General features: G+C 65.8%; 15 protein-coding genes. 8 read left to right on the top strand and 7 right to left on the bottom strand.

What is annotated here, in order from left to right:
• Nucleotides 1–1,596: 1,596 nt before the first annotated feature.
• Nucleotides 1,597–2,187 carry an MPN domain-containing protein gene (locus A176_RS07990; RefSeq protein WP_002634547.1) on the bottom strand — a complete coding sequence of 197 codons (591 nt, stop codon included), beginning with the start codon at nt 2,185–2,187 and terminating at the stop codon, nt 1,597–1,599.
• Nucleotides 2,184–3,149 (bottom strand): 3-hydroxyacyl-CoA dehydrogenase family protein, encoded by a 966-nt coding sequence (locus A176_RS07985; RefSeq protein WP_044889508.1) that lies wholly within the window; start codon nt 3,147–3,149, stop codon nt 2,184–2,186. Before A176_RS07985 ends, A176_RS07990 begins: the two co-directional genes overlap by 4 nt.
• 227 nt (nt 3,150–3,376) lie before the next feature.
• On the opposite strand from A176_RS07985, the gene A176_RS07980 reads away from it, so the two are divergent.
• Nucleotides 3,377–3,904 (top strand): DUF1993 domain-containing protein, encoded by a 528-nt coding sequence (locus A176_RS07980; RefSeq protein WP_002634549.1) that lies wholly within the window; start codon nt 3,377–3,379, stop codon nt 3,902–3,904.
• A gap of 134 nt (nt 3,905–4,038) precedes the next feature.
• On the opposite strand, the gene A176_RS07975 is transcribed toward A176_RS07980, so the two are convergent.
• From A176_RS07975 to A176_RS07965, 3 genes are all read right to left on the bottom strand, one after another.
• The gene (locus A176_RS07975; protein ID WP_226994237.1) at nt 4,039–5,406 is read right to left on the bottom strand and encodes an EGF domain-containing protein; all 1,368 of its coding nucleotides are present in this window, start codon (nt 5,404–5,406) and stop codon (nt 4,039–4,041) included.
• Nucleotides 5,407–6,455: 1,049 nt separating this feature from the next.
• Nucleotides 6,456–6,947 carry a hypothetical protein gene (locus A176_RS38605; RefSeq protein WP_144429513.1) on the bottom strand — a complete coding sequence of 164 codons (492 nt, stop codon included), beginning with the start codon at nt 6,945–6,947 and terminating at the stop codon, nt 6,456–6,458.
• Between the two features lie 40 nt (nt 6,948–6,987).
• On the bottom strand, nt 6,988–8,427 hold the full coding sequence (locus A176_RS07965) for an ankyrin repeat domain-containing protein (protein WP_044889510.1): 1,440 nt from the start codon (nt 8,425–8,427) through the stop codon (nt 6,988–6,990).
• 308 nt (nt 8,428–8,735) lie between these two features.
• On the opposite strand from A176_RS07965, the gene A176_RS07960 reads away from it, so the two are divergent.
• The 5 genes from A176_RS07960 to A176_RS07935 all read left to right on the top strand — a co-directional run bounded on the left by A176_RS07960 (nt 8,736) and on the right by A176_RS07935 (nt 15,267).
• Nucleotides 8,736–10,046, top strand: coding sequence for a galactose-binding domain-containing protein (locus A176_RS07960; RefSeq protein ID WP_158513084.1), 1,311 nt, complete (start codon nt 8,736–8,738; stop codon nt 10,044–10,046).
• Nucleotides 10,047–10,945: 899 nt separating this feature from the next.
• Nucleotides 10,946–12,217 (top strand): SBBP repeat-containing protein, encoded by a 1,272-nt coding sequence (locus A176_RS07950; RefSeq protein ID WP_226994236.1) that lies wholly within the window; start codon nt 10,946–10,948, stop codon nt 12,215–12,217.
• Between the two features lie 271 nt (nt 12,218–12,488).
• A complete protein-coding gene (locus A176_RS07945; protein ID WP_002634556.1) occupies nt 12,489–12,965 on the top strand; it encodes a cytochrome c nitrite reductase small subunit in 477 nt (158 codons plus the stop codon).
• A gap of 83 nt (nt 12,966–13,048) precedes the next feature.
• On the top strand, nt 13,049–13,300 hold the full coding sequence (locus A176_RS39740; protein WP_002634557.1) for a hypothetical protein: 252 nt from the start codon (nt 13,049–13,051) through the stop codon (nt 13,298–13,300).
• Nucleotides 13,301–13,668: 368 nt separating this feature from the next.
• Complete coding sequence (locus tag A176_RS07935; RefSeq protein ID WP_002634558.1) at nt 13,669–15,267, top strand: PKD domain-containing protein; 1,599 nt, start codon at nt 13,669–13,671, stop codon at nt 15,265–15,267.
• A 106-nt stretch (nt 15,268–15,373) separates the two neighbouring features.
• On the opposite strand, the gene A176_RS39050 is transcribed toward A176_RS07935, so the two are convergent.
• The gene (locus A176_RS39050) at nt 15,374–16,033 is read right to left on the bottom strand and encodes a hypothetical protein (protein ID WP_044889512.1); all 660 of its coding nucleotides are present in this window, start codon (nt 16,031–16,033) and stop codon (nt 15,374–15,376) included.
• 59 nt (nt 16,034–16,092) lie between these two features.
• Nucleotides 16,093–16,503 carry a hypothetical protein gene (locus tag A176_RS07925; RefSeq protein WP_044889513.1) on the bottom strand — a complete coding sequence of 137 codons (411 nt, stop codon included), beginning with the start codon at nt 16,501–16,503 and terminating at the stop codon, nt 16,093–16,095.
• A 372-nt stretch (nt 16,504–16,875) separates the two neighbouring features.
• On the opposite strand from A176_RS07925, the gene A176_RS38590 reads away from it, so the two are divergent.
• Nucleotides 16,876–17,343, top strand: a complete 468-nt coding sequence (locus tag A176_RS38590; RefSeq protein WP_144429511.1) for a hypothetical protein — start codon at nt 16,876–16,878, stop codon at nt 17,341–17,343.
• A 360-nt stretch (nt 17,344–17,703) separates the two neighbouring features.
• Nucleotides 17,704–18,261 (top strand): sugar O-acetyltransferase, encoded by a 558-nt coding sequence (locus A176_RS07920; RefSeq protein WP_002634563.1) that lies wholly within the window; start codon nt 17,704–17,706, stop codon nt 18,259–18,261.
• Nucleotides 18,262–18,404 lie beyond the last annotated feature (143 nt).

Genomic DNA, 18,404 nt, shown 5'->3' with positions numbered 1-18,404 from the left:
CCTGAGCCTGCTGGCGCGCTGGCGTCACAACTGCCCCTTGGTGGCGTTCGTACCGGGGCAAGCCTCGCACCTGCCGAGAGCAAACCCAGGTGCACCACAGTCGCCAGCCGCCTTCGCGTACGCCAAGACCCGCCGCATGTATCCACAGCGAGTTCGGGCACATGCCCCGCCCCGCGGAGTCCCGTCGCGAGGGGCCGATGGAATCCGCTCTCGGAATCCCCGCGCAACGCTCCGAGAAGCATGGAGAAGTGGATGGGCAGGGCGTCTCCAGAGCGGCGAAGGCCGGGGGCATCACGCTGCTCCGGTCACCTAGGAAGAAGCGCGGTCGGGCGTCCGGGTGAACGACCGGGGGCCCGACGCATTCGAGACGCCCTTGCTGCTCAGAAGCGGCGGCCGCGGCTCGGCTGCAGTGTCCTTTGCCAGCGGCCTTTCGACGACCCTGGCTGGAGGCTTGAACTTGCGCCTGCGGCAGGGACCGGCTTCGTGCCATCCGCAGCGACCAGGCGCGACGGACTCGTGGAGCATCCAGCGCGGGCTGAACGTCGCCATCGATGAATGCGGACACGGGATGACATCTACGACTTCACCCTCCATGCACAACGCACGCCCCTCCGCGAACCACTTGTCCCTCAGTTACAAGTCCATCATGGTTCACAGACATTGCCGCATGTGATGGAGGAGCATTGCCGACTTCGACCGCCACGCCATTGCGCCGCTCTTTCGGCGCGCTCATCCCCCTGATGTTGGCCACATCCCCCGCCGTCGCGACGCCTGTCGGAGTTCCTGAGCTTCGCATCGACGCACGAGCCCACCGGGTGGACGGCCCGAAGACATCAGGCCTCCCCGACTCCGACTTCATTACGAGGCCCGTTCCCATTCGGCCTGGAGCAGGGGCTCGCCTTCTGTATGGACGCGTCACGTTTCATTGGGAGGCATCCCTCGACCCGTATCAGTGGCCTGTCCGTTACGCGCTGAGAATTCTCCGTGATGGCAGCACCGTTCAGGAGTTGAACACGGAGGCGACAGAAATCACGCTGACGGAGGACGAGGAACTGTCTCCAGGAAGTTACCGTTGGGAGGTCTGGGCCTACAATGCAGGCGGCGCCAGCGGCAGCGCGGTGTCGTGGTTCACCGTCGGGGATGCACCCGAGGAGGATGGGGGCGTGGGTGGAGAGGATCCCTCGGACTCCGGCACTCAGAATGAAGGCGGTCAGGTGACTGTCGGCCCGCGCCCCACGCCTTCCGTTCCGCGCATGGAGTCCTCCGGATGCGCCTCCAGTCCAGCCGCGCCGTCATCGACTGGCGCGCCGCTTCTCCTCGTCGCGCTCGGGCTCATTCTCGGAGGCCCTCATCGCCATTGCAGGTCACCGCGTCAAAGCGGGTGAATTAGTTGGGCGACCCGCCCCCCGTTCGTCACGGGGCACGGAGCCGTCCAGGGGCTATCGCCCCCGTTCGCTCCAGCGCGCATCAACACCCCGGAGGCCGTTCCTTGGAACATCTGGGGAACGATGGCGGGCAAAGGCAGGATGCCGCGCCAAAAGGGAGCGAGCATCAGCTTGTGACGCTTGCCACTGCAGGCACCAAGGCCGCACCGGGTCACCCCTCCGGCGTTTCCAGGTGGATGGCCAGCGCCCGGCAACCCGTGACCGCCTCAGGGTCATCGGGCGGGGCCCACGCTCCAACCGAATGATAGAGTCGGCCCTCGCGCCGCTCCAGATAGAGAATCATGTTGAGCGGCCAGCCGCTGCCGTGGAAGAGGTGGCGGTCCATGGGCGTGGGCTCCTGGCTGACGCGCAGGCCGCGCTCGTGAAGCGGGCCGATGCGGTGCCAGTCCGGATGCAGGTGGATGGAGCCAAGCACTTCCAGGCCCTGGGCCTCGGCCTCGGTGGTGATGCGCAGCAGCTCCCTGGGTTCGCACCAGAAGCCACGGCGCCCGTTGGCGTAACAGGCGCCGAAGCGAGGAACGATGGTGCTGTCGAACTCCTGGAGCACACGCACATCCGTCTCGCGGATGTTCGTCGCGAAGCGCACACGCTCCACGCGCATGGCATCGCCGACGACACGCCCCAGCAGCACGGCCCAGCTACGAGGCGGCAGCTCCGGGGTGCACGTGGTGTATTCGCGGATGGCATCCACCAGGAAGTCCGACAGGACCGCCGAATCCAGCAGGACAGCCTCCGTCCTCATTCGTCGAGCTCCGTCTTGGGAGCGTGGAGGCGGCCAGCAGCCCGGTCCTCACGAAGTTGGGTGGCCAGGTGGCGGGCCATGCGCTCCTCGTAGGCGGCGGTGGATTCGGGCGTCCACGCGTAGAAGCCCTGGCCCGTCTTCTGCCCCAACTCGCCCCGCTCCACTTTATCCGCGAGCACGGGCGGCACAGGGCGGCCCGTGCCACGGAGCAGGGCCGTCATGAAGTCCAGTCCCACCAGGTCCAGCCGGTCGAAGACCCCCGACGCCCCCAGGCGCCGTCCGACGCCTTGGGTGAGGACGCGGTCCACCATCTCCGGCGTGGCCACGCCCTCGTGCACCAGCCGAATGGCTTCGCCAATGAGGGCCTGCTGCAGGCGCGGGCCCACCGAGCCTGGCACGTCCCGGGAGAACACCACCGGCGACTTGCCCAGGTCCTCGAAGAAGCGCCGCACCGTCTCCACCGCGGCGGGAGACGTCTTTTCCCCAGGAATGACGTCCACCAGTGGAATGAGGTGCGCGGGAAGGTAGTAGTGGGCAGAGAGGACCCGCTCAGGCCTCGTACAGTCCCGGGCGATGGCCGTCACGCTCAACGCGGTGGTATTGGTGGCGAGCAGGGTCTCGGGGGCCGCGAGCCGGTCCAGTTCACGGAAGAGCTGTTGCTTGAGTGCGAGGTCCTCCGGGATGGACTCGATGACCAGGTTCTGCCCCACGACGGCCTCGGCGAGCACGATGGTACGACGGATGCGACCCAGCGCGGAGGGTGCCTGGTCCGGGGCGAGCAGTCCCGTCTCCACCAGCAGCGCCGCGTCTCGCTCCAGCTTCGCGCGCGCCCGCTCGCTGCTGTCCGCGCGCGTGTTGTAGAGCACCACCTGCCTCCCTGCGATGGCCAGCTCGAGCGCAATCCCGCACCCCATGGCGCCCCCGCCCACCATGCCAATCCTCTTCAGCCGTTTGTGTGTCATGGGGCACAGCCTTGCCAGCCCGCGCGACAGAGACAATCCTTTGATGTGCTGCTGTAATTGTTCACGGCACATGTGTGATTGATGCACCGAGCCATACCTCGGGGCCCGCGCCACCGCTCCCAAGAAGGGCATTCACACCCGCGGAGCCTTCCTGGGCAACACCTGGGGTCCCCTCCCCTTCTCCTCTCCCGCTTGCGTTAGGGTTCCGCCATTCCAGGAGGCACCCCATGTCGCTCTACGAAATGACCGTTCCCTGCTTCACGCAGATGCTGCGCTCCCTGCAAGGCTTTCTGAAGAAGGGAGAAGCACGTGCCCAGGAGGTGGGCTTCGACCCGAAGAACCTGCTTCAGTCGCGGCTGGCACCTGACATGCACAACCTGGCCAGTCAGGTGTATTTCACCTGCACCCAGGCGCAGGAAGCGGTCCTGAGGCTGGGCCGGCAGCCACTGTCCAAGGCAGACACGCCGACCGACATGGAGCAGGCGCACGCGCTGATTGAGCAAACACTGCACCTGCTGGCGAGTACGGACCGGGCACAGATGGAGGAGGCCGCGCAACGCCCACTGGCCATCGAACTGGCCAACGGCATGGCCTTCGACATGACCGGCAGCGAGTATGCGCTGAACTGGGTGATACCCCAGTTCTACTTTCACCTGACCACGGCCTACAGCATTCTGCGGCACAACGGCGTACCGCTCGGCAAGGCCGACTACGTCGCGCACATGCTCGCGTACCTGCGCAAGCCGGCGGCCTGAGTGCGCAGGGGCGCGGTGTCGCGCTATCCCATCGTCCGAAAGTTGCTCGAGGTGTCCGGAGCTGAAGGCACCGGGCCCCTCGCGGCGACAGGCAGTGCCGCGAGGAGCCCGGTCAGCTCAACGCATCACGGCAACTACGGGCGCCCTTCATACGTGAAGGACGTGACGTACGACGGGTGGTCCGGCGAGCAATCGCTCCCCGAGGACGCGCTGAAGGCGAAGCGCCAGACGACCAGGTCTGGCTGGCCAATCCGCTTCACGGTGATGGTGTAGGAGACGGGATACAGCATGGAGGGCGGCGGAAGGTAGGCCACGGCATTGAAGCAGACGTCGTATTGGCCCGACGGAGGGGGCGCGCTGGCGTACCAGAGGACCCGCTCGGGCCCCCAACCGGAGGACGCAATCCGGTCCATCGACCCGAAGTCCGTCGCGACGCTCGGGCCTCGATTGCCGTTGTGGATGAGCTTACCCGAGGGCGTCCGGACGACGAGGTCCCCGTCGCCCGGGCGAGCCCATGACGTGGCGATTTGCATGGTGATTTCGTCCGGCATACACGCGCTCGCCGAGCAGATCTCCCCCTCGCCGCAGACGTTGCCGCAGGCGCCACAGTTGGATGCGTCCGACGTCACATTCACGCACTGGGAGCCACACTGCACCGAGGGCGGCTGGCAGGCGCCGGCGACACAGTTGTAGCTACCGGGAGTGTTCACGCACAGCTCTCCCGGCTGGCACACGGCGGTGCCATTCGCGCACTCGTCGATGTCGTTGCAGATCCAGCCGGTCCCCGAGTAGCCCGGGTTGCACGTGCAGGTGTAGCTCCCCGGAGTGTTCGTGCAGGTCGCGTTCAAAGAGCACTGGGCGGTGCCATTCGTGCATTCATTGGTGTCGGTGCAGACGCTGGGCTGCGTGCCAGAACAGGTGTACCCCGGCTCCACCAGGCAACTCGCGCCGCACCCATCCCCCGAGGTGGTATTGCCATCGTCGCACTGCTCCCCTGCATCCACCCGGCCATTGCCACAGAAGCCAGCACCTCCGAAGCCGATGTCCTCCACGGCATCCACGCTGTACAGCGAGGCCAGCCCACCGCGCAGCCGAACATACCGGTAGGGCGTCGCGCTGTTGAAAGGCACCAGCGCGGAATGCGTACCGATGCCCAGGTTCAGGAGGCTCACCTGCCCCGTGCTGATGAGGCTCATGTCCGCCCGCAGGAAGTCCACCTGAGCCAACACCGAGAGCGACACGCCTCGGTAATAGATGCGCAGGGGTCCCGTGCCCTCTTCTCCCTCGCCCATGTCCAGCAGCAGGGAGCCACCCAGAAGGCTCAAGAAGCTGGCGACATTCCCATCCGGCGGGCCCACCGCGTTGCCAGGACTGATGACGGCGATGACACCGCTCTGGACAACCGCATCGGCGTACGGGTCCAGCGGCAACGCCCGCTCTGTGCTCGAGTACGACTCGACCTCCTTTGACGCATCCTCGGCCACGAGGGAGTCCTCATCCACTTGAGGCCCACACGCACCCAAGACGCCAACCGCCAAGGCCACACGCATCCATCGGCCCACGGGAGCCCATCGGCTGCCATTCATCTTCTTGCTCCGTTTCACATGAACAGGGGGATGGCGGCGTGGCACGAAGAGCATCGCGACGAAGTGCCGCCAGGCCCAGGTTAGGCACAAGGCTCCGGCTGAACCTCCAACGCACGCGCGCCGATTTCGAAACACGCATGCCATTGGACAGCCGTCTCGCCAGTCGACGTCGCGACGAACAGCACGTGACATCCTCCCTGGATACGAAGGCGAGGGCCCGCCTTGTTTTTCAAGGGCAGCCTCTCGATTCTCGGGAGTGAAGAGCGAGGGACTTGTGCCCTGCGGGTTCGCCCCTCGCGACATGGTCGAGCGCGCTGGCCAACACATGCCTTACAGCCGCTACAGCAGGAGCCCGCGCGCCGAGGCTTCGTCGTCGAGGGCTGCGTCACCCCAGGTGATCCACCCGCCTGCCCCAACGGCGTTGGAACACCGCGCCCACCTTGAATGAAAGGAAGGCGACCGCGGCCCAGACCAACGACTCCACGAGCAGCCAACAGAGCAACTCAGGGACTGACACATCGCGCATGTGATCGGCGTTGAGAAATCCAGGTGCCCGAAGATGCGCGAGGACGAACGTCACGGACATTCGCAGGGCAGCCGTGAACGCCCCGAGAGCCCAGGAGAGACGTGGCCTTGGCACCAACACGCCACCCACCAAGACGCCCAATGGGAGGAGCCCTACGGTTGCGGCCCACATCCATGGCGGGACTGCATCCCCTTGTCGGACCCAGGGCAGCACGATCGCGAAGTACCCCCCATAGCACCCCAGGACGCCAGCACTGCAGGCGCACAGCGCAAGCAACATCGAGACGGCTCCTGAAGATCTCATTCCAGCTCCGAATTCACCTCCCGACATCCCCCAATACGCTTCCGTCAGAAGTGGCAAGGACCTTGGCCAGACGTGGGGCCGTCTGGGGATGCGTCGGAAAGGCGTCTGTCGAGGTCGGCGCCCGAGCCCGGTTGGCTCAGCGTCGCCCCGGAGGAACAGCGGTTCCAGGAGGGGGGCCGCCTGCTCTCCGGGAGAGGTCGCAGTCTTCGGGACAATCGCAGCGCGTCTCTTGCGCGTCACAGACGCCGTCTCCACAGCGGCGACAAACGGGCCGGGCCGGCGTACCGAGCTGCGAGTCACACGTCCCATCCTTTGACACGACGCCACAGCGAGGGAGCAAGCCTGGGCAACAAGCCGCGGGCCCCGAGATGGCGCCTTCTTCGGCACACGCCTCTTCGCCGCCCCACTCCGAACAGAAGCGGGTGCCGTCACAGTAGGCCGCCTCTCGGCAGTGCTGGGGGAACTCCTTGCAGCGCTCCAGGGGCAACCCCTCACACCACACATCCGGGCGCGACGACAAAGGCAGCCACTCCATCAGCGCGGTCCGGGCCCCGCCCCAGAGCACCACCATGCTGATGGCGCTTCCCACGAGCAGCGTGAGCACGACGACGAGCTGTTTCTTGTTCATTCACCGACTCCGGGAGGGCCTGCCTCGGGGTTCCGCACGGTCAGCGTCCCTTCTCTTCGGACTCGAGCGGGAGGCCCGCCTGTCGCAGGACGCGCTCCCACTCCGGAGGCCGCTTCGCGGCGTAGGACCACAGCGCGGAGTATGCATGGCGGCGGAATGCATCCATGCCATCCCCTCCTCGGATGACCAGGATGATCCTCCTGGGCACCGGGACATCTCCACCAATCCTCGCGCCACCGGCATACAGCTTTTCGAGCAGCGCCCAGGACATTTCCTCGGGACAAGGGGTGTCCGGTCTCACGACGGTTTCATAGAGCCTGTTCGCCGGGCCCGCGACGAGTGCTTCCCTGCCGCCGCGGTCGAACAACACGTCGAGGATGTCCATTCTGCAGGAAGACAGCGCCGCGTCGAGGATGCGGAAGCCCCTTGGCGGCGCCCCACCGGCAGCCAGGCTCTTCTTGGCCCCTGCATCCAGCAACATGCGCGCGGCCTCGAGCGCGGCGGGGCCCTTGTCTCGCGAATGGGCCACGACATGGTCCAGCGCTGGCGAACCATACTCGTTCGTGATGTCGACCTTCGCGCCTTCCTCGAGGAGAAGCCGGAGGAGGACCACATCCATCCTCTTCGCCGCGGCGACGAGCGGTGGGTCCTTATAGGGCGCGAAGGTATCCGGGTCCGCGCCCGACTCAATCGCGAGCCGAACCTCTTCGTGCTTCCCTTCCTCGATGAGACGCGTGAGCAGGTGCTTGTCCTCACCTTCGGGCTTCTCGGTGGACGCTCGCGAAATGAGCTGCCGCCGATACCCCACGATCCTCAGCGCGCGCATCAACTGGGGTGACTTCTGCTCGCGAGCGTAGCGCACCAACCGTTCGAGCAGGCTGGGCGGAACCCGGTTCTCCATCGTCTTCGCCAGCCTCAAGGCCCGCTCGAAGTGCTTCAGGTGTACGGCGGCGGCGAAGTCGGCCTCCTCCATGCATGAAGGAGCGTCGGAGGCCCCGGTCCGCAAGAGCCGCTGCGCGATGGCCGCGTGCCCGTGGGCCTGTGCGAAACAGAAAGCGGTCCAATCACGCGGAGGCCAGGCATCGAGATGACGAGGGACCCGCAGCGCGGGGTCCGCGCCTGCCTCCAGTAGAATGCCCACGAGGTCCTCGCGCCCCAGCTCGCTCGCGAGCATCAATGGAGAGAGGTTGCGCGTGGACGGCAACGTCCCAGGAAGGTTGCGCGGCTTGCAGCGTGCGAGCAAGGCCCTGAGCCCCGCCGCGTCCCCGGATGAGACCGACCTCATCACCTCCGACTCCTCGCCCGCCTCGCCAGGGTCCGGCGCCCCCGCCCAGGTCGCCCCCGGCGCGAGCAGCACATACGCGGCGATGGCCACTGGGCCCAGGACGCCACGAAGCCCCCGGCCCCGCTGCTGACGCGCAGGAGCCGTCACGCCCCGGCGCGCGGAGCCCCGGGGCCAAACGCCAATGACAGGAGTCATACCCTCCATTCAACCCAGAGAAGTCCCTGAATGGGAAGCCGGGGCCTTCCCAGCTCAACGTTGAGCGCATGGAAACAGTCGGGACGGGCCCTGCATCCGCCAGTGGCCCCCGTGACAAGGCGGCTTCGTTCCCCTATCGTTCACGCCGCGTCTTGGCCGGAGGCGTATTCGGTCATCGCCCCTCAGACAGACTCATGACTTCGTCTTCGTTCTTCACCCAGAACCTGCTCCTGTGTTTCGCAAGCGTCGTCCTGTTCTCCGCATGCGATTCACACGTCATCAGAGAACCCGAAACGCCCCACGCACCCGTGCGCGATTCGGTCCTTCCCTTGGACGACGGCCCCAACCTCGCGCATGGAAAGCCGACAGCTCAATCGAGCACGACGCATGGCGCGGACGCGTGGCGCGCGGTCGATGGCAACACCGATGGGAACTTCCACAACGGCTCGGTCACGCACACCGCGCACGAGCCACAGGCATGGTGGCAGGTGGATTTGCAAGGCGACTACGCCATCTCCACCGTGGTCATCCACAACCGCACCGACTGCTGCGCGGAGCGGCTCCAGAACTTCCGGGTGCGCGTCTCCCAGGATGGAATGAATTGGTATGACTATCCATTCAGCGGCCCTGCTTCGGCGCAATCCCGGTTCGCCATCAACCACATGGCTCGATACGTCCGGGTGCAACTCGACGGCGCCGAATCCCTGAGCCTCGCTGAAGTCCAGGTGTTTCCAGCGGGCGCCAATGTCGCGCTCCAAAAACCGGCCGCCCAGTCGAGCACCGCGCATGGTGCTTTCGCGTCCTTCGCAGTGGATGGAAACGCCGACGGAATCTTCAACAACCGATCCGTGACGCACACCGAGTCCGAGTTGAACGCCTGGTGGGAAGTCGACCTGCTGCGCTCCCACTATGTTTCCACCGTGGTCGTCTACAACCGCACCGACTGCTGCGCGGATCGGCTTCAGGACTTCCGAGTGCTCGTCTCCCAGGACGGCTGGACCTGGGATGACCATCCCTTCACGGGTGTCGCGCTGGATCAGACGACTTTCGCCGTCAACCGCGCGGCGCGGTATGTCCGAGTGCAGCTCGACGGAGCCAACTACCTGAGCCTCGCGGAGGTCCTGGTTTTTGACGCCACGCTCGCACCGACGCCCGCGCCCTGGCCCACCCTCGCGGTCGACCCAGGGGGGTGCGAAGTCGTCGCCATCAGCGACGCCATTGCGCAAAGCTTCCGTGTGGACGCGGTGACGGACCTCGAGCGCCTCGACGTCTGGATCGCGCCCGACCCTCATTTCATGAGCATGTACGCACTGGACGTGCATGAGGGAGAGGGAACGGACGGGCCGCGACTGGCGACGTCGCTGACGACGCTCACGCTGGCCCCCCAGGTGGACGGCGCGGGCCCCGCCTTCCAAGGCTTCTCCTTCACCCACCAGGGTGTCACGCTGCAACCAGGACGCCCCTATACGTTCAATCTGGTCTGGCTCGGCGGCGGCGAGAGTGGCTTCGCTCAATGCCACGACATCTATCCCGGCGGCGTGATGTACTGGCTGGGATACAGCCCCGAGGCCTTTTTCGACGTGTCCTTCCGGTTGTACGGCCCGTTTCAAGAGTTGTGACGGCGTGACTTCATCCTCCATCACGAGTCCATCCACGGACTTCACGTCGAGCGAGCGCCCGAGAAGAAGGAGCGTCGACGGCGCCCGAAGACCGTCCCTCGCCATGAGAGGCTCCGGATCGTTGTTCGCGAAGACGAGCTGGGTCGCATCGAGCACGCCCCCCCACGCGGAGCACGCCCTGGACATTGGCGAGCCGGCAACGGAGCGCCCCGGCGACGGCCGCCGCGTTGCCTACGTCTCCGTCCCCAAACTTGCCTCCCACGTCCACATCCCCCGCAACGACGAGAATGCCGCGGTTCAACACGTCATTCGCCACCTGGAGTCCGCCCGGGGACAGGCGAACCTCGCCCTCCGCCACGTCGAGCGCATCCACCCGTGTCACGGAGGCAGGCGCGCGGAGCGTCCGCGCCCACAGCCATGCCAGCGCCTCCAGCAACGCGCCTTCAGATCGGTTCGCGCGCGCGAAGAGCGCTTCCAATAAAGCCTTCTCCGATTCAGCGAGAAGGGCTTGGAGCTGCGGCGCCATCTCCGCGAGAAACAGCGGCATGGCGTTGATATCGCGGACCGCTTTCACTTCCGCACCGCACGAACCAGGGCGGCTCCACCGCTGTTCTCACGGAGCGACGCTGTTTCTCGCTCAATAAGACACACCCAGGACGGAGGTCAGGCCGGGACTGGGTCTCACGAAAATGTCACAGCGCATCATTGGCATCAGGGTCCGCGATAACTCGGCCCCGGGTCAGACATTGCTCATTATGTGTCTTTCCTTACCCATCTTCCGCGCGCCTGAATCTCGTGGTCTTGCAAGGGTGCCGTGGCGACAGATTTCCCGCGGAGCGGACGACAGGCGTCCTCCCGGCGCCATGGCTCAGTTCCCCCACTGAGAAATGGAGTTCGTGATGAAACACCCCTTCTTGAGCATGTTCGCGTTCGCTGGCGTCGTCTGCGCCGCGGGCGCCCCGTCCGTCGCCCAGGCCCAGGTTCCGCCGCCCGCCTGGGTGCAGCAGCTCGGCTCCGATCTTGACGAGCAGGCCAGCGCCGTGGCCGTCTCCGGCACGAGTGTCTACGTGGTCGGTCATACGTCCAGCCAGCTCGGCGCCGACCCACAGGCCGGGGGCCATGACGCCTTCGTCGCCCGGTACGACAACGCCGGCAACCTCCAGTGGGTTCGCCAGTTCGGCACACCGCAGATGGATCGCGCCACCGCCGTCGCCACCGACGAGGACGGCAATGTCTATGTGGCCGGCACCACCTTCGGCAGTCTCGACTTCTACACCAACGCGGGCGGCATCGACTTCTTCATCGCCAAGTTCGACGCCGCCGGCAACCGCCTGTGGCTGCGCCAGAACGGCACGCAGATGGACGACTTCGCCACCGGCCTCGCCGTCAGCGGTGGCGACAAGCTCTTCTTCGCGGGCTACACCGGTGGCAGCTTCGCCCATGGTGGAAACCCCAACAACTACGACATCGTCGTCGCCCTCTATGACACCGCGGGCAACCCGTACTGGCTCCAGCAGTACGGCACGGCCGTGAGTGACGTGGCGCGCGGCATCGCTGTCACGCCCACCCAGGAGGTCTACGTCGTCGGCAACACCTTCGGCAGCCTGGACGGAACCACCACGCCGGTGGGCACCGACATCTTCCTGCTCAAGCTCAACATCCTCGGAACCCAGCAGTGGGTCCGGCAGATTGACGCGGGCGACCTCGATGATGCCAAGGGTGTCGCCGTAGGTCCCGACGGCAGCGTCTACCTCGCCGGAGACACCTTCGGCAGCCTCGACGGCAACACCAACAACGGCACCATCGACGTGCTGCTCGCCCGCTACGACAGCGCCGGCAACCGCCAGTGGAGCCGCATGTTCGGGGGCGCGCAGACCGACTATGCCTTCGGTATCGCCGTCTCCGAGGACAGCGTCGTGCAGGTGGTCGGCTACACCGGCGGCGCGCTCCACGGCAACGCCTACGCCGGCTCGCTCGATGCGTTCCTTACCCGCTACGACGCGCTCGGCAATCGGCTGGGTACCCGCACCCTGGGCACCCCCTTCCAGGACATCGCTCGCGGCGTGGCCGTGGACGCCTCCGGCAATGCCTTCGTCGCCGGACATACCTTCGGAAGCCTCCCCGGCAACACCAGCGCTGGCGGCTTCGACGCCTTCCTCGCCCGCTTCTGATTCAGCAGCCACCCCAGGCCACTGAGCCGCCCTCCGCGGGCACCCAACGCGGAGGGCGTGCCGGCCTCGCGGCACGCGACGGGACCTTCACGGGTTCCGCGCGGAGTTCGCCTCGCTTCACGGAACGCACGGCATCCTGTCCCCTCCAGCGTCCTCCGCGCAAATCCTGCGCGGCGCCGGAGTTGGCGCAAAATCAGCGCGTCTCTCCACTGCTTGGAGCTTCATCCACGCGAGTGTTCGTGCGCTGGCCGATGGCAAAAGCATTGCTACGGTGTTCCGCGTGTCCTCGGCCTCCCGCACCTTTCTGGCAGTCGTCCTGGGCCTCGCCCTGGGCGCGGTCATTGGCATCGGTGGCTACACCTTCGCGTACGCGAAGGGCGCGGCCTACCTGCAAGACGACCCAGCCGCCTGCGCCAACTGCCACATCATGACGGAGCAGTATGACGGTTGGCGCAAGAGCAGCCACCACGCGGTGGCCACTTGCAACGACTGCCACACTCCCGCCGCGTTCGTGCCCAAGTACCTCACGAAGGCGAGCAACGGCTTCTGGCATTCCTTCTACTTCACCACCGGGACCTTCCCGGACCCGATCCGCATCCGCCCAAGCAACCGGGTGGTGGAACTGGACGACACCATCACCGACCCCGCGATGTGGGGGAGGAACTTCCCGCTGCAGTACGACAGCTACCAGCGCACCGTGGACCAGCGGCGCAGGCCCCACGGCGTGCCAACACCGCGGCGCCCGTGAGCGCGGAGGGTCAGCAGGGCGCGAGGTAGACGGCACGGCGGCAGGCCCACCGATTCGCGGACGGAACGTGGAATGCCGCCGGGATGAAATCGGCGTTCAAGAGTGGGCTGGCGAAGGCCGTACTTTCCCGGTGGCACGACCATTTCCGCAGCCGCCTGCCGGTGCCCACCGGCGCTCGCTGGGATGAGCTCATGAAGGTGGCCATCCCGATGATGCTCTATCGGATGTCGCCCTCGGAGCGGCGATGGAAGGCGTTCGTCCTGCACCTGCTCACGACCACTGATGACGACCGAGCGACCTTCCTCGGCGGCGCCGTCAGCTTTCCGGGACAGTAGCTGCTCGCTCGCGCGCAAGTGCTCTTTCCAACGCTTGCCTGCAAAGAGCACATCAAGGACTGCCATCATTGTCCGCCAACGACGGACGCCTCCCGGCAATGGCTGGCGAATCGGCTCCGTCACTTCCTGCAGGCGAGCCGATGCGCTGACAGCAAGCGGCTCCACGCACACGCCTGACGCCAGCGTCCAAACCTTCCTGTCTGACTTAAATCCCTCCAAAGATTGACACGACGGGATTGCCGCTCCCAATGTCTGCCCGTCGCCATCCGTGGCGACATGAGAGCGGCGAGGTGTGAGCGGCTGCAACGAATCTCACACACAGCCGCGCATCGCCGTCCACCGCATCGTGCAATGCAAAGGATCGTGCCATGTCGAAATCCAATCTGGCTTCACCGCTTGTCCTTCACCGCCTGTTGCCAACACTCACCGCGCTCGCCCTGGCTGTCGCAGCGCCTGACGCTCGTGCGTACTCCGCCATCTACGGCGGCGGTCCGTTCTACTCCGGTGGTACCGCGGTGATGAACGACCTGCGCAACTCTGGATTCACCACGATCATCTTGTGGAGCTTCCACATCGAGGAGAATGGCGACCTCATCTACAACGACATTCCCGTGGTCAAGAACGGCGCCTACATGGGGGACCCCGCGTGGCCGACCCGCCTGGCCACGCTGAAGACCGCGCCGACCTCCGTCAATCGCGTCGAGGTATCGATTGGCGCCTGGGGAGTCCCTGACTTCGAACGCATGATCCGACTGGTCAACGGCACCGCTCCCGGATGCGGCACCACCCTCGTTTGCGGCACTGGCAGCAACAGCATCCTGTACCGGAACCTCCAAGCGCTGAAGACCGCCACCGGCGCCGACGCGGTGAACTTCGACGACGAAAGCGCCTACGACCTGGTCCCGACCACGACCTTCAGCCAGATGTTGATCGGGATGGGCTACAAGATCTCCTTCGCGCCCTATACCCAGCAGACGTTCTGGCGGAACCTCAAGAACAACCTCGGCAGCGCGGTCGATCGAATCTACCTGCAGGTCTACGCGGGCGGCGCCGGCAACAACCCCGCGACCTGGAACACCGCGATGGGCATGCCGGTCGCTCCGGGCCTGTGGTCCAAGAACGGCACCAACTGCGCGGCGGGCGACAGCCCGGCCACGGTCCAGACCCGGATGCGCAACTGGAAGACGAGCGCCGGCATCAGCGGCGGCTTCATGTGGCTGTACGACGACATCCAGCGATGCAGCGCCCAGGGAACCACCGCGCAATACGCGGCGGCGATCAACACCGCGGTCAGCGGCAACACGCCCCCCGTGGCGGACTTCGGCGTCACCGTCAGCGGCCTCACCGCCACCTTCAGCGATGCATCCACCGACGCGGACGGAACCATCACCTCGCGCAGTTGGAACTTCGGAGACGGCACCACCTCCACCGCGACCCACCCTTCGCGCACCTACGCGAGCGCGGGCAACTACACCGTCACGCTGACCGTCACCGACAACGGCGGCGCAAGCCATACGAAGACCCAGACGGTCTCCGTTGGCGCGGGCTACGCCAATCTGGCGTTGAACCGGCCCACCACCAGTTCCACGGCATGCAACAGCAGCGAATCGGCGGCCAAGGCGGTCAACGGTAGCGTCTCGGGTGGGACCACCGACAAGTTCTGCTCACTGGCCTCGCCAGCGTGGATGCAGGTCGACCTGGGTTCGGCCCAGACGATCAGCAGCTTCACCCTCAGGCACGCAGGTGCCGGAGGTGAGTCGACGGCTTGGAACAGCCGGGCGTTCACGATCCAGACCTCGAGCAACGGCTCCACCTGGAGCACCCCCGTCACGGTGAACGACAACACCGGTAGCAGCTCGACGCACGCCATCACCGCCACGTCGGCGCGTTACGTCCGCCTCAACGTCACGACGCCGACCCAGAACGGGGACCCGGCGACGCGGATCTACGAGTTCGAAGTCCGCTGACCGTTTGCCGGCGTCGTATGGCCAGGAGGCGCGAGGCACGCGCCTCCACGCCTCGTCCTCCGTGCGTGCCCTGGCCCGTCCAGGGTGGCGCGGTCGAGTGCCCAGCTCAGGGCGTGGCGGTGGCCGGCCCTTCCACCGGCATCGGGTATCCGGGACGGACGAGGTACCCGATGACCGTCACCGAGCCCCGCGCGCTGTCCCGCTCGAAGCGGGCGACACTTGGGCCCTGCCACAGGCGCGCCATGGCTCCTGGGCGGCCCATGGCCTCCTGAAAGTCGGCCTCCATTGGGAAGTCGACCTCCAGACGGCAGAGCGTCGCGCGGCAGTCCAAGGCCCGCACCGACGCTGTCCTGGGCATGTGGGACGACAGGTTCTCACGAAGCTCCCTCAAGGCTTCGGAGGCCCAGCCGCTGTCGGAGGGCTCCCGCTCGAAGGCACGCGCCACCTGATCCCGCGCGGCATCGGCGTTGAATGGAGCAACGACCGGGAGATTCGGCACGGGGGGCACCTCCTGCACAGACGGCGGTGCCGTCACGGCAGGCAGATGCGCCTGCACGGCGGCCGGAGCCCACCGCGTCGCGGGCCGCCCTTCATGTTCGAGCCCACGCGCGGATGACGCCCGCTGCAGTCGCTCCACCGACGTGGAAACGCGGTCCACCTCCCCCTGAAGCAGCGACAGGGCTTCACGCTGTTCTCGGGCGTTGAGCCACTGAGTCCCCACGCTCCCGACAAGAACCGCAGCGATGATGACTTTCTCGACGCGCATGGACGCACTCCCTTCGGAAACGACGGGAACGGCCAGAAGGCCGCTCCCTGTGAAAGGCCCTACCAGAGCAGTCCGTTGACGCCCGCCCCCGCCCCGACGTCGCAGCACACGTAGAGCTGCCCGTTGCCCGGTACGAACGCGCCCGACAGGGCGATGTACCGCGCGCCCGAGCCGAAGGACGACACGTAGCGCATGCCGGAACTCCACACCGTGGAAATCGCGTCATTGACACCCGTGGCATGGCACCCCACGGAGGAGGAGACGGACGGTGCATACGCCACGACGTTGACCGTGTACGGACCGGCGGCGTCGACCACCGCGGGCATGCACCAGGTCTTCGTGGTGGAGCAGAGGTTCATGATGGAGCCGTAGTAGCTGGTGAAGCAGCTCGCGTCCGACGGGTTGAAAGGACTGCCAAGGAGGCCCGGCGAGGCGCGAGCGAACGCCGCCCCAGGGACCGCGATTGACAACAGGAATGCACCAGCCGCAAAGGCACGAATCGAAGACACGGGAACTTCCAGGACGGGGGACATTTCAACGGGCATACAATCCGAGTGAGGATGGCTCGCTCGGACATGTGCCAAGCCAGAGGCGGGTGCGCCATGTAGGCCTCGCCTCTGCTTCTCATGAAACGGAGTCCCTGAAATTCCTTCGCCCCACGCACCGTCCGATGCGCAGTGAAGGTCACCTGGTGGGTGCCTCAACCTTCTTCCGGCGAAGGAATGTGAGCCGAGCTCCGCCCTCCCCTGAGGTCGATTGAACTCGCTCATGACGGGGGCCCTTCGGCCATCACGAAAACGGACGAACGGCCCCAGTGCGCGGGACAGAGAGGGCATGCGCGCTTGTCCCACGCGCTGGCTTCAAATAGCGTTGCCGCCGTGAACGAAAACAACGCGACGGAAGCGCTTGAGATTACGTCTCTTCGCATCACGTACTCAAACGCATCATTGGGCCCGCGTTACGAGCGGACCACGGAGTGGGTGCTGACCCACGTGAATGAGGAATTTCGTCTGTTGGCAGCGGAGGTATTCGCCAAGGCGAAAGTCAACGGGGCACTCTCGCTGAAGGATTTTCTTGTGAATCCATCCGCTGCGCCGCCGAGGGAGACGCTTTCTCGCGAACCCAGGGCGTCCGGCAGCGGCACGCATTGTACGGTCATGTCTTTCAGCAATGGCCAGACGTTGGACCTGTCCGACGATTCAGCCCATGAACTCTCTGTTCCCTATGGGCGCCTGTTTCACCTGACGAAAGAAAAAGGCACCGTCAGCGAGACATCCGGCGGCTTGCCCTCCTTCATACCGAAACCATAACCTCGCGTATCAACGTGCCCTGGATGGACGAGCGACAGCAGCATTCGCCGTGTCCCGGACAGTGAACAGGTCATTGGCGGAGTCGTAGGACACGGTCACGGCCGTGTGGCTGAAGGTCACCACGCGCTGGGACACCTCACCCTCCACCTCCGTCGAGGAAGCCCCCCAGCAGCAGTCGATGCGGACGTCCTGCGTCGGGAAGTGGACGCGAGGGAGACGCCGCGTCCCCGCGGACGACGAGGCGAGCCATCATCGCACTGCCAGCCGAGGGCCATTGGGTGCAGTCATTCCCACCTGCATCGAACATGCGCTGCCTCAAGGCCTTCCCCATGGCGCGCGCCGCCACCGCAAGGAGTCCCCGTGAAGAATGAGCGTCAGAAGATGCTGGATGGAGAACTCTACGACCATTTCGATGTGGAGCTCGTCGCGGCCCGTGCCCGAGCGAGGGACCTCTGCCAGTCGCTCAACGCCACCCGAGAGGGCGAGCAGGAGGAACGACGGCGCATCCTTCAAGCACTGTTCGGCGCGGGCGGCGAGTCAGTGTGGATGCAACCTCCCTTCTTCTGCGACTACGGCTCGAACATCGAGCTGGGGGAGCGCGTGTTCTTCAACTTCAACTGCATCGTGCTGGACGTCTGCCGGGTGAGCATTGGCGACTTCACGCTCTTCGGTCCGGGCGTGCAGATCTACACGCCCATGCACCCGCTCAACGCGGAGCTGCGACGGAAAGAGGAGTTCGGGAAACCCGTGACGATTGGCTCCGACGTCTGGGTGGGCGGAGGCGCCATCATCCTCCCGGGCGTTCGAATCGGTTCGCGCGCCGTCATTGGTGCAGGCAGCGTCGTAACGAGGGACGTACCTGACGGAATGTTCGCGGCCGGGAATCCCTGCCGTGTCATTCGAGAGATCACGGAGTAGCGGCCGAAGTCACGCGCGCGGATGAAGGTGAATCAACGGGGCGCGCCCTCAGTGAACAACACCGAGACGAAAAGTGCGCCCCGCTGACTCTTACCACATGAGATTCCAAGCGCATGAGCCTGTCTTTCCAAGACATTGAACTC

It is taken from the genome of Myxococcus hansupus, assembly GCF_000280925.3.
Classification (GTDB): Bacteria; Myxococcota; Myxococcia; order Myxococcales; family Myxococcaceae; genus Myxococcus; species Myxococcus hansupus.
Note: the sequence above shows the minus strand (reverse complement) of the source record. Positions and strands in the feature narration are given on the sequence as shown.

What these genes read in the sequence shown, in the direction of transcription:
- A176_RS07950 (WP_226994236.1), top strand. Translation starts at nt 10,946, where the DNA reads ATGAAACACCCCTTCTTGAGCATGTTCGCGTTCGCTGGCGTCGTCTGC.
- A176_RS07965 (WP_044889510.1), bottom strand. Translation starts at nt 8,427, where the DNA reads ATGACTCCTGTCATTGGCGTTTGGCCCCGGGGCTCCGCGCGCCGGGGC.
- A176_RS07980 (WP_002634549.1), top strand. Translation starts at nt 3,377, where the DNA reads ATGTCGCTCTACGAAATGACCGTTCCCTGCTTCACGCAGATGCTGCGC.
- A176_RS39050 (WP_044889512.1), bottom strand. Translation starts at nt 16,033, where the DNA reads ATGCGCGTCGAGAAAGTCATCATCGCTGCGGTTCTTGTCGGGAGCGTG.
- A176_RS07935 (WP_002634558.1), top strand. Translation starts at nt 13,669, where the DNA reads ATGTCGAAATCCAATCTGGCTTCACCGCTTGTCCTTCACCGCCTGTTG.
- A176_RS39740 (WP_002634557.1), top strand. Translation starts at nt 13,049, where the DNA reads ATGAAATCGGCGTTCAAGAGTGGGCTGGCGAAGGCCGTACTTTCCCGG.
- A176_RS07990 (WP_002634547.1), bottom strand. Translation starts at nt 2,187, where the DNA reads ATGAGGACGGAGGCTGTCCTGCTGGATTCGGCGGTCCTGTCGGACTTC.
- A176_RS38605 (WP_144429513.1), bottom strand. Translation starts at nt 6,947, where the DNA reads ATGAACAAGAAACAGCTCGTCGTCGTGCTCACGCTGCTCGTGGGAAGC.
- A176_RS07985 (WP_044889508.1), bottom strand. Translation starts at nt 3,149, where the DNA reads ATGACACACAAACGGCTGAAGAGGATTGGCATGGTGGGCGGGGGCGCC.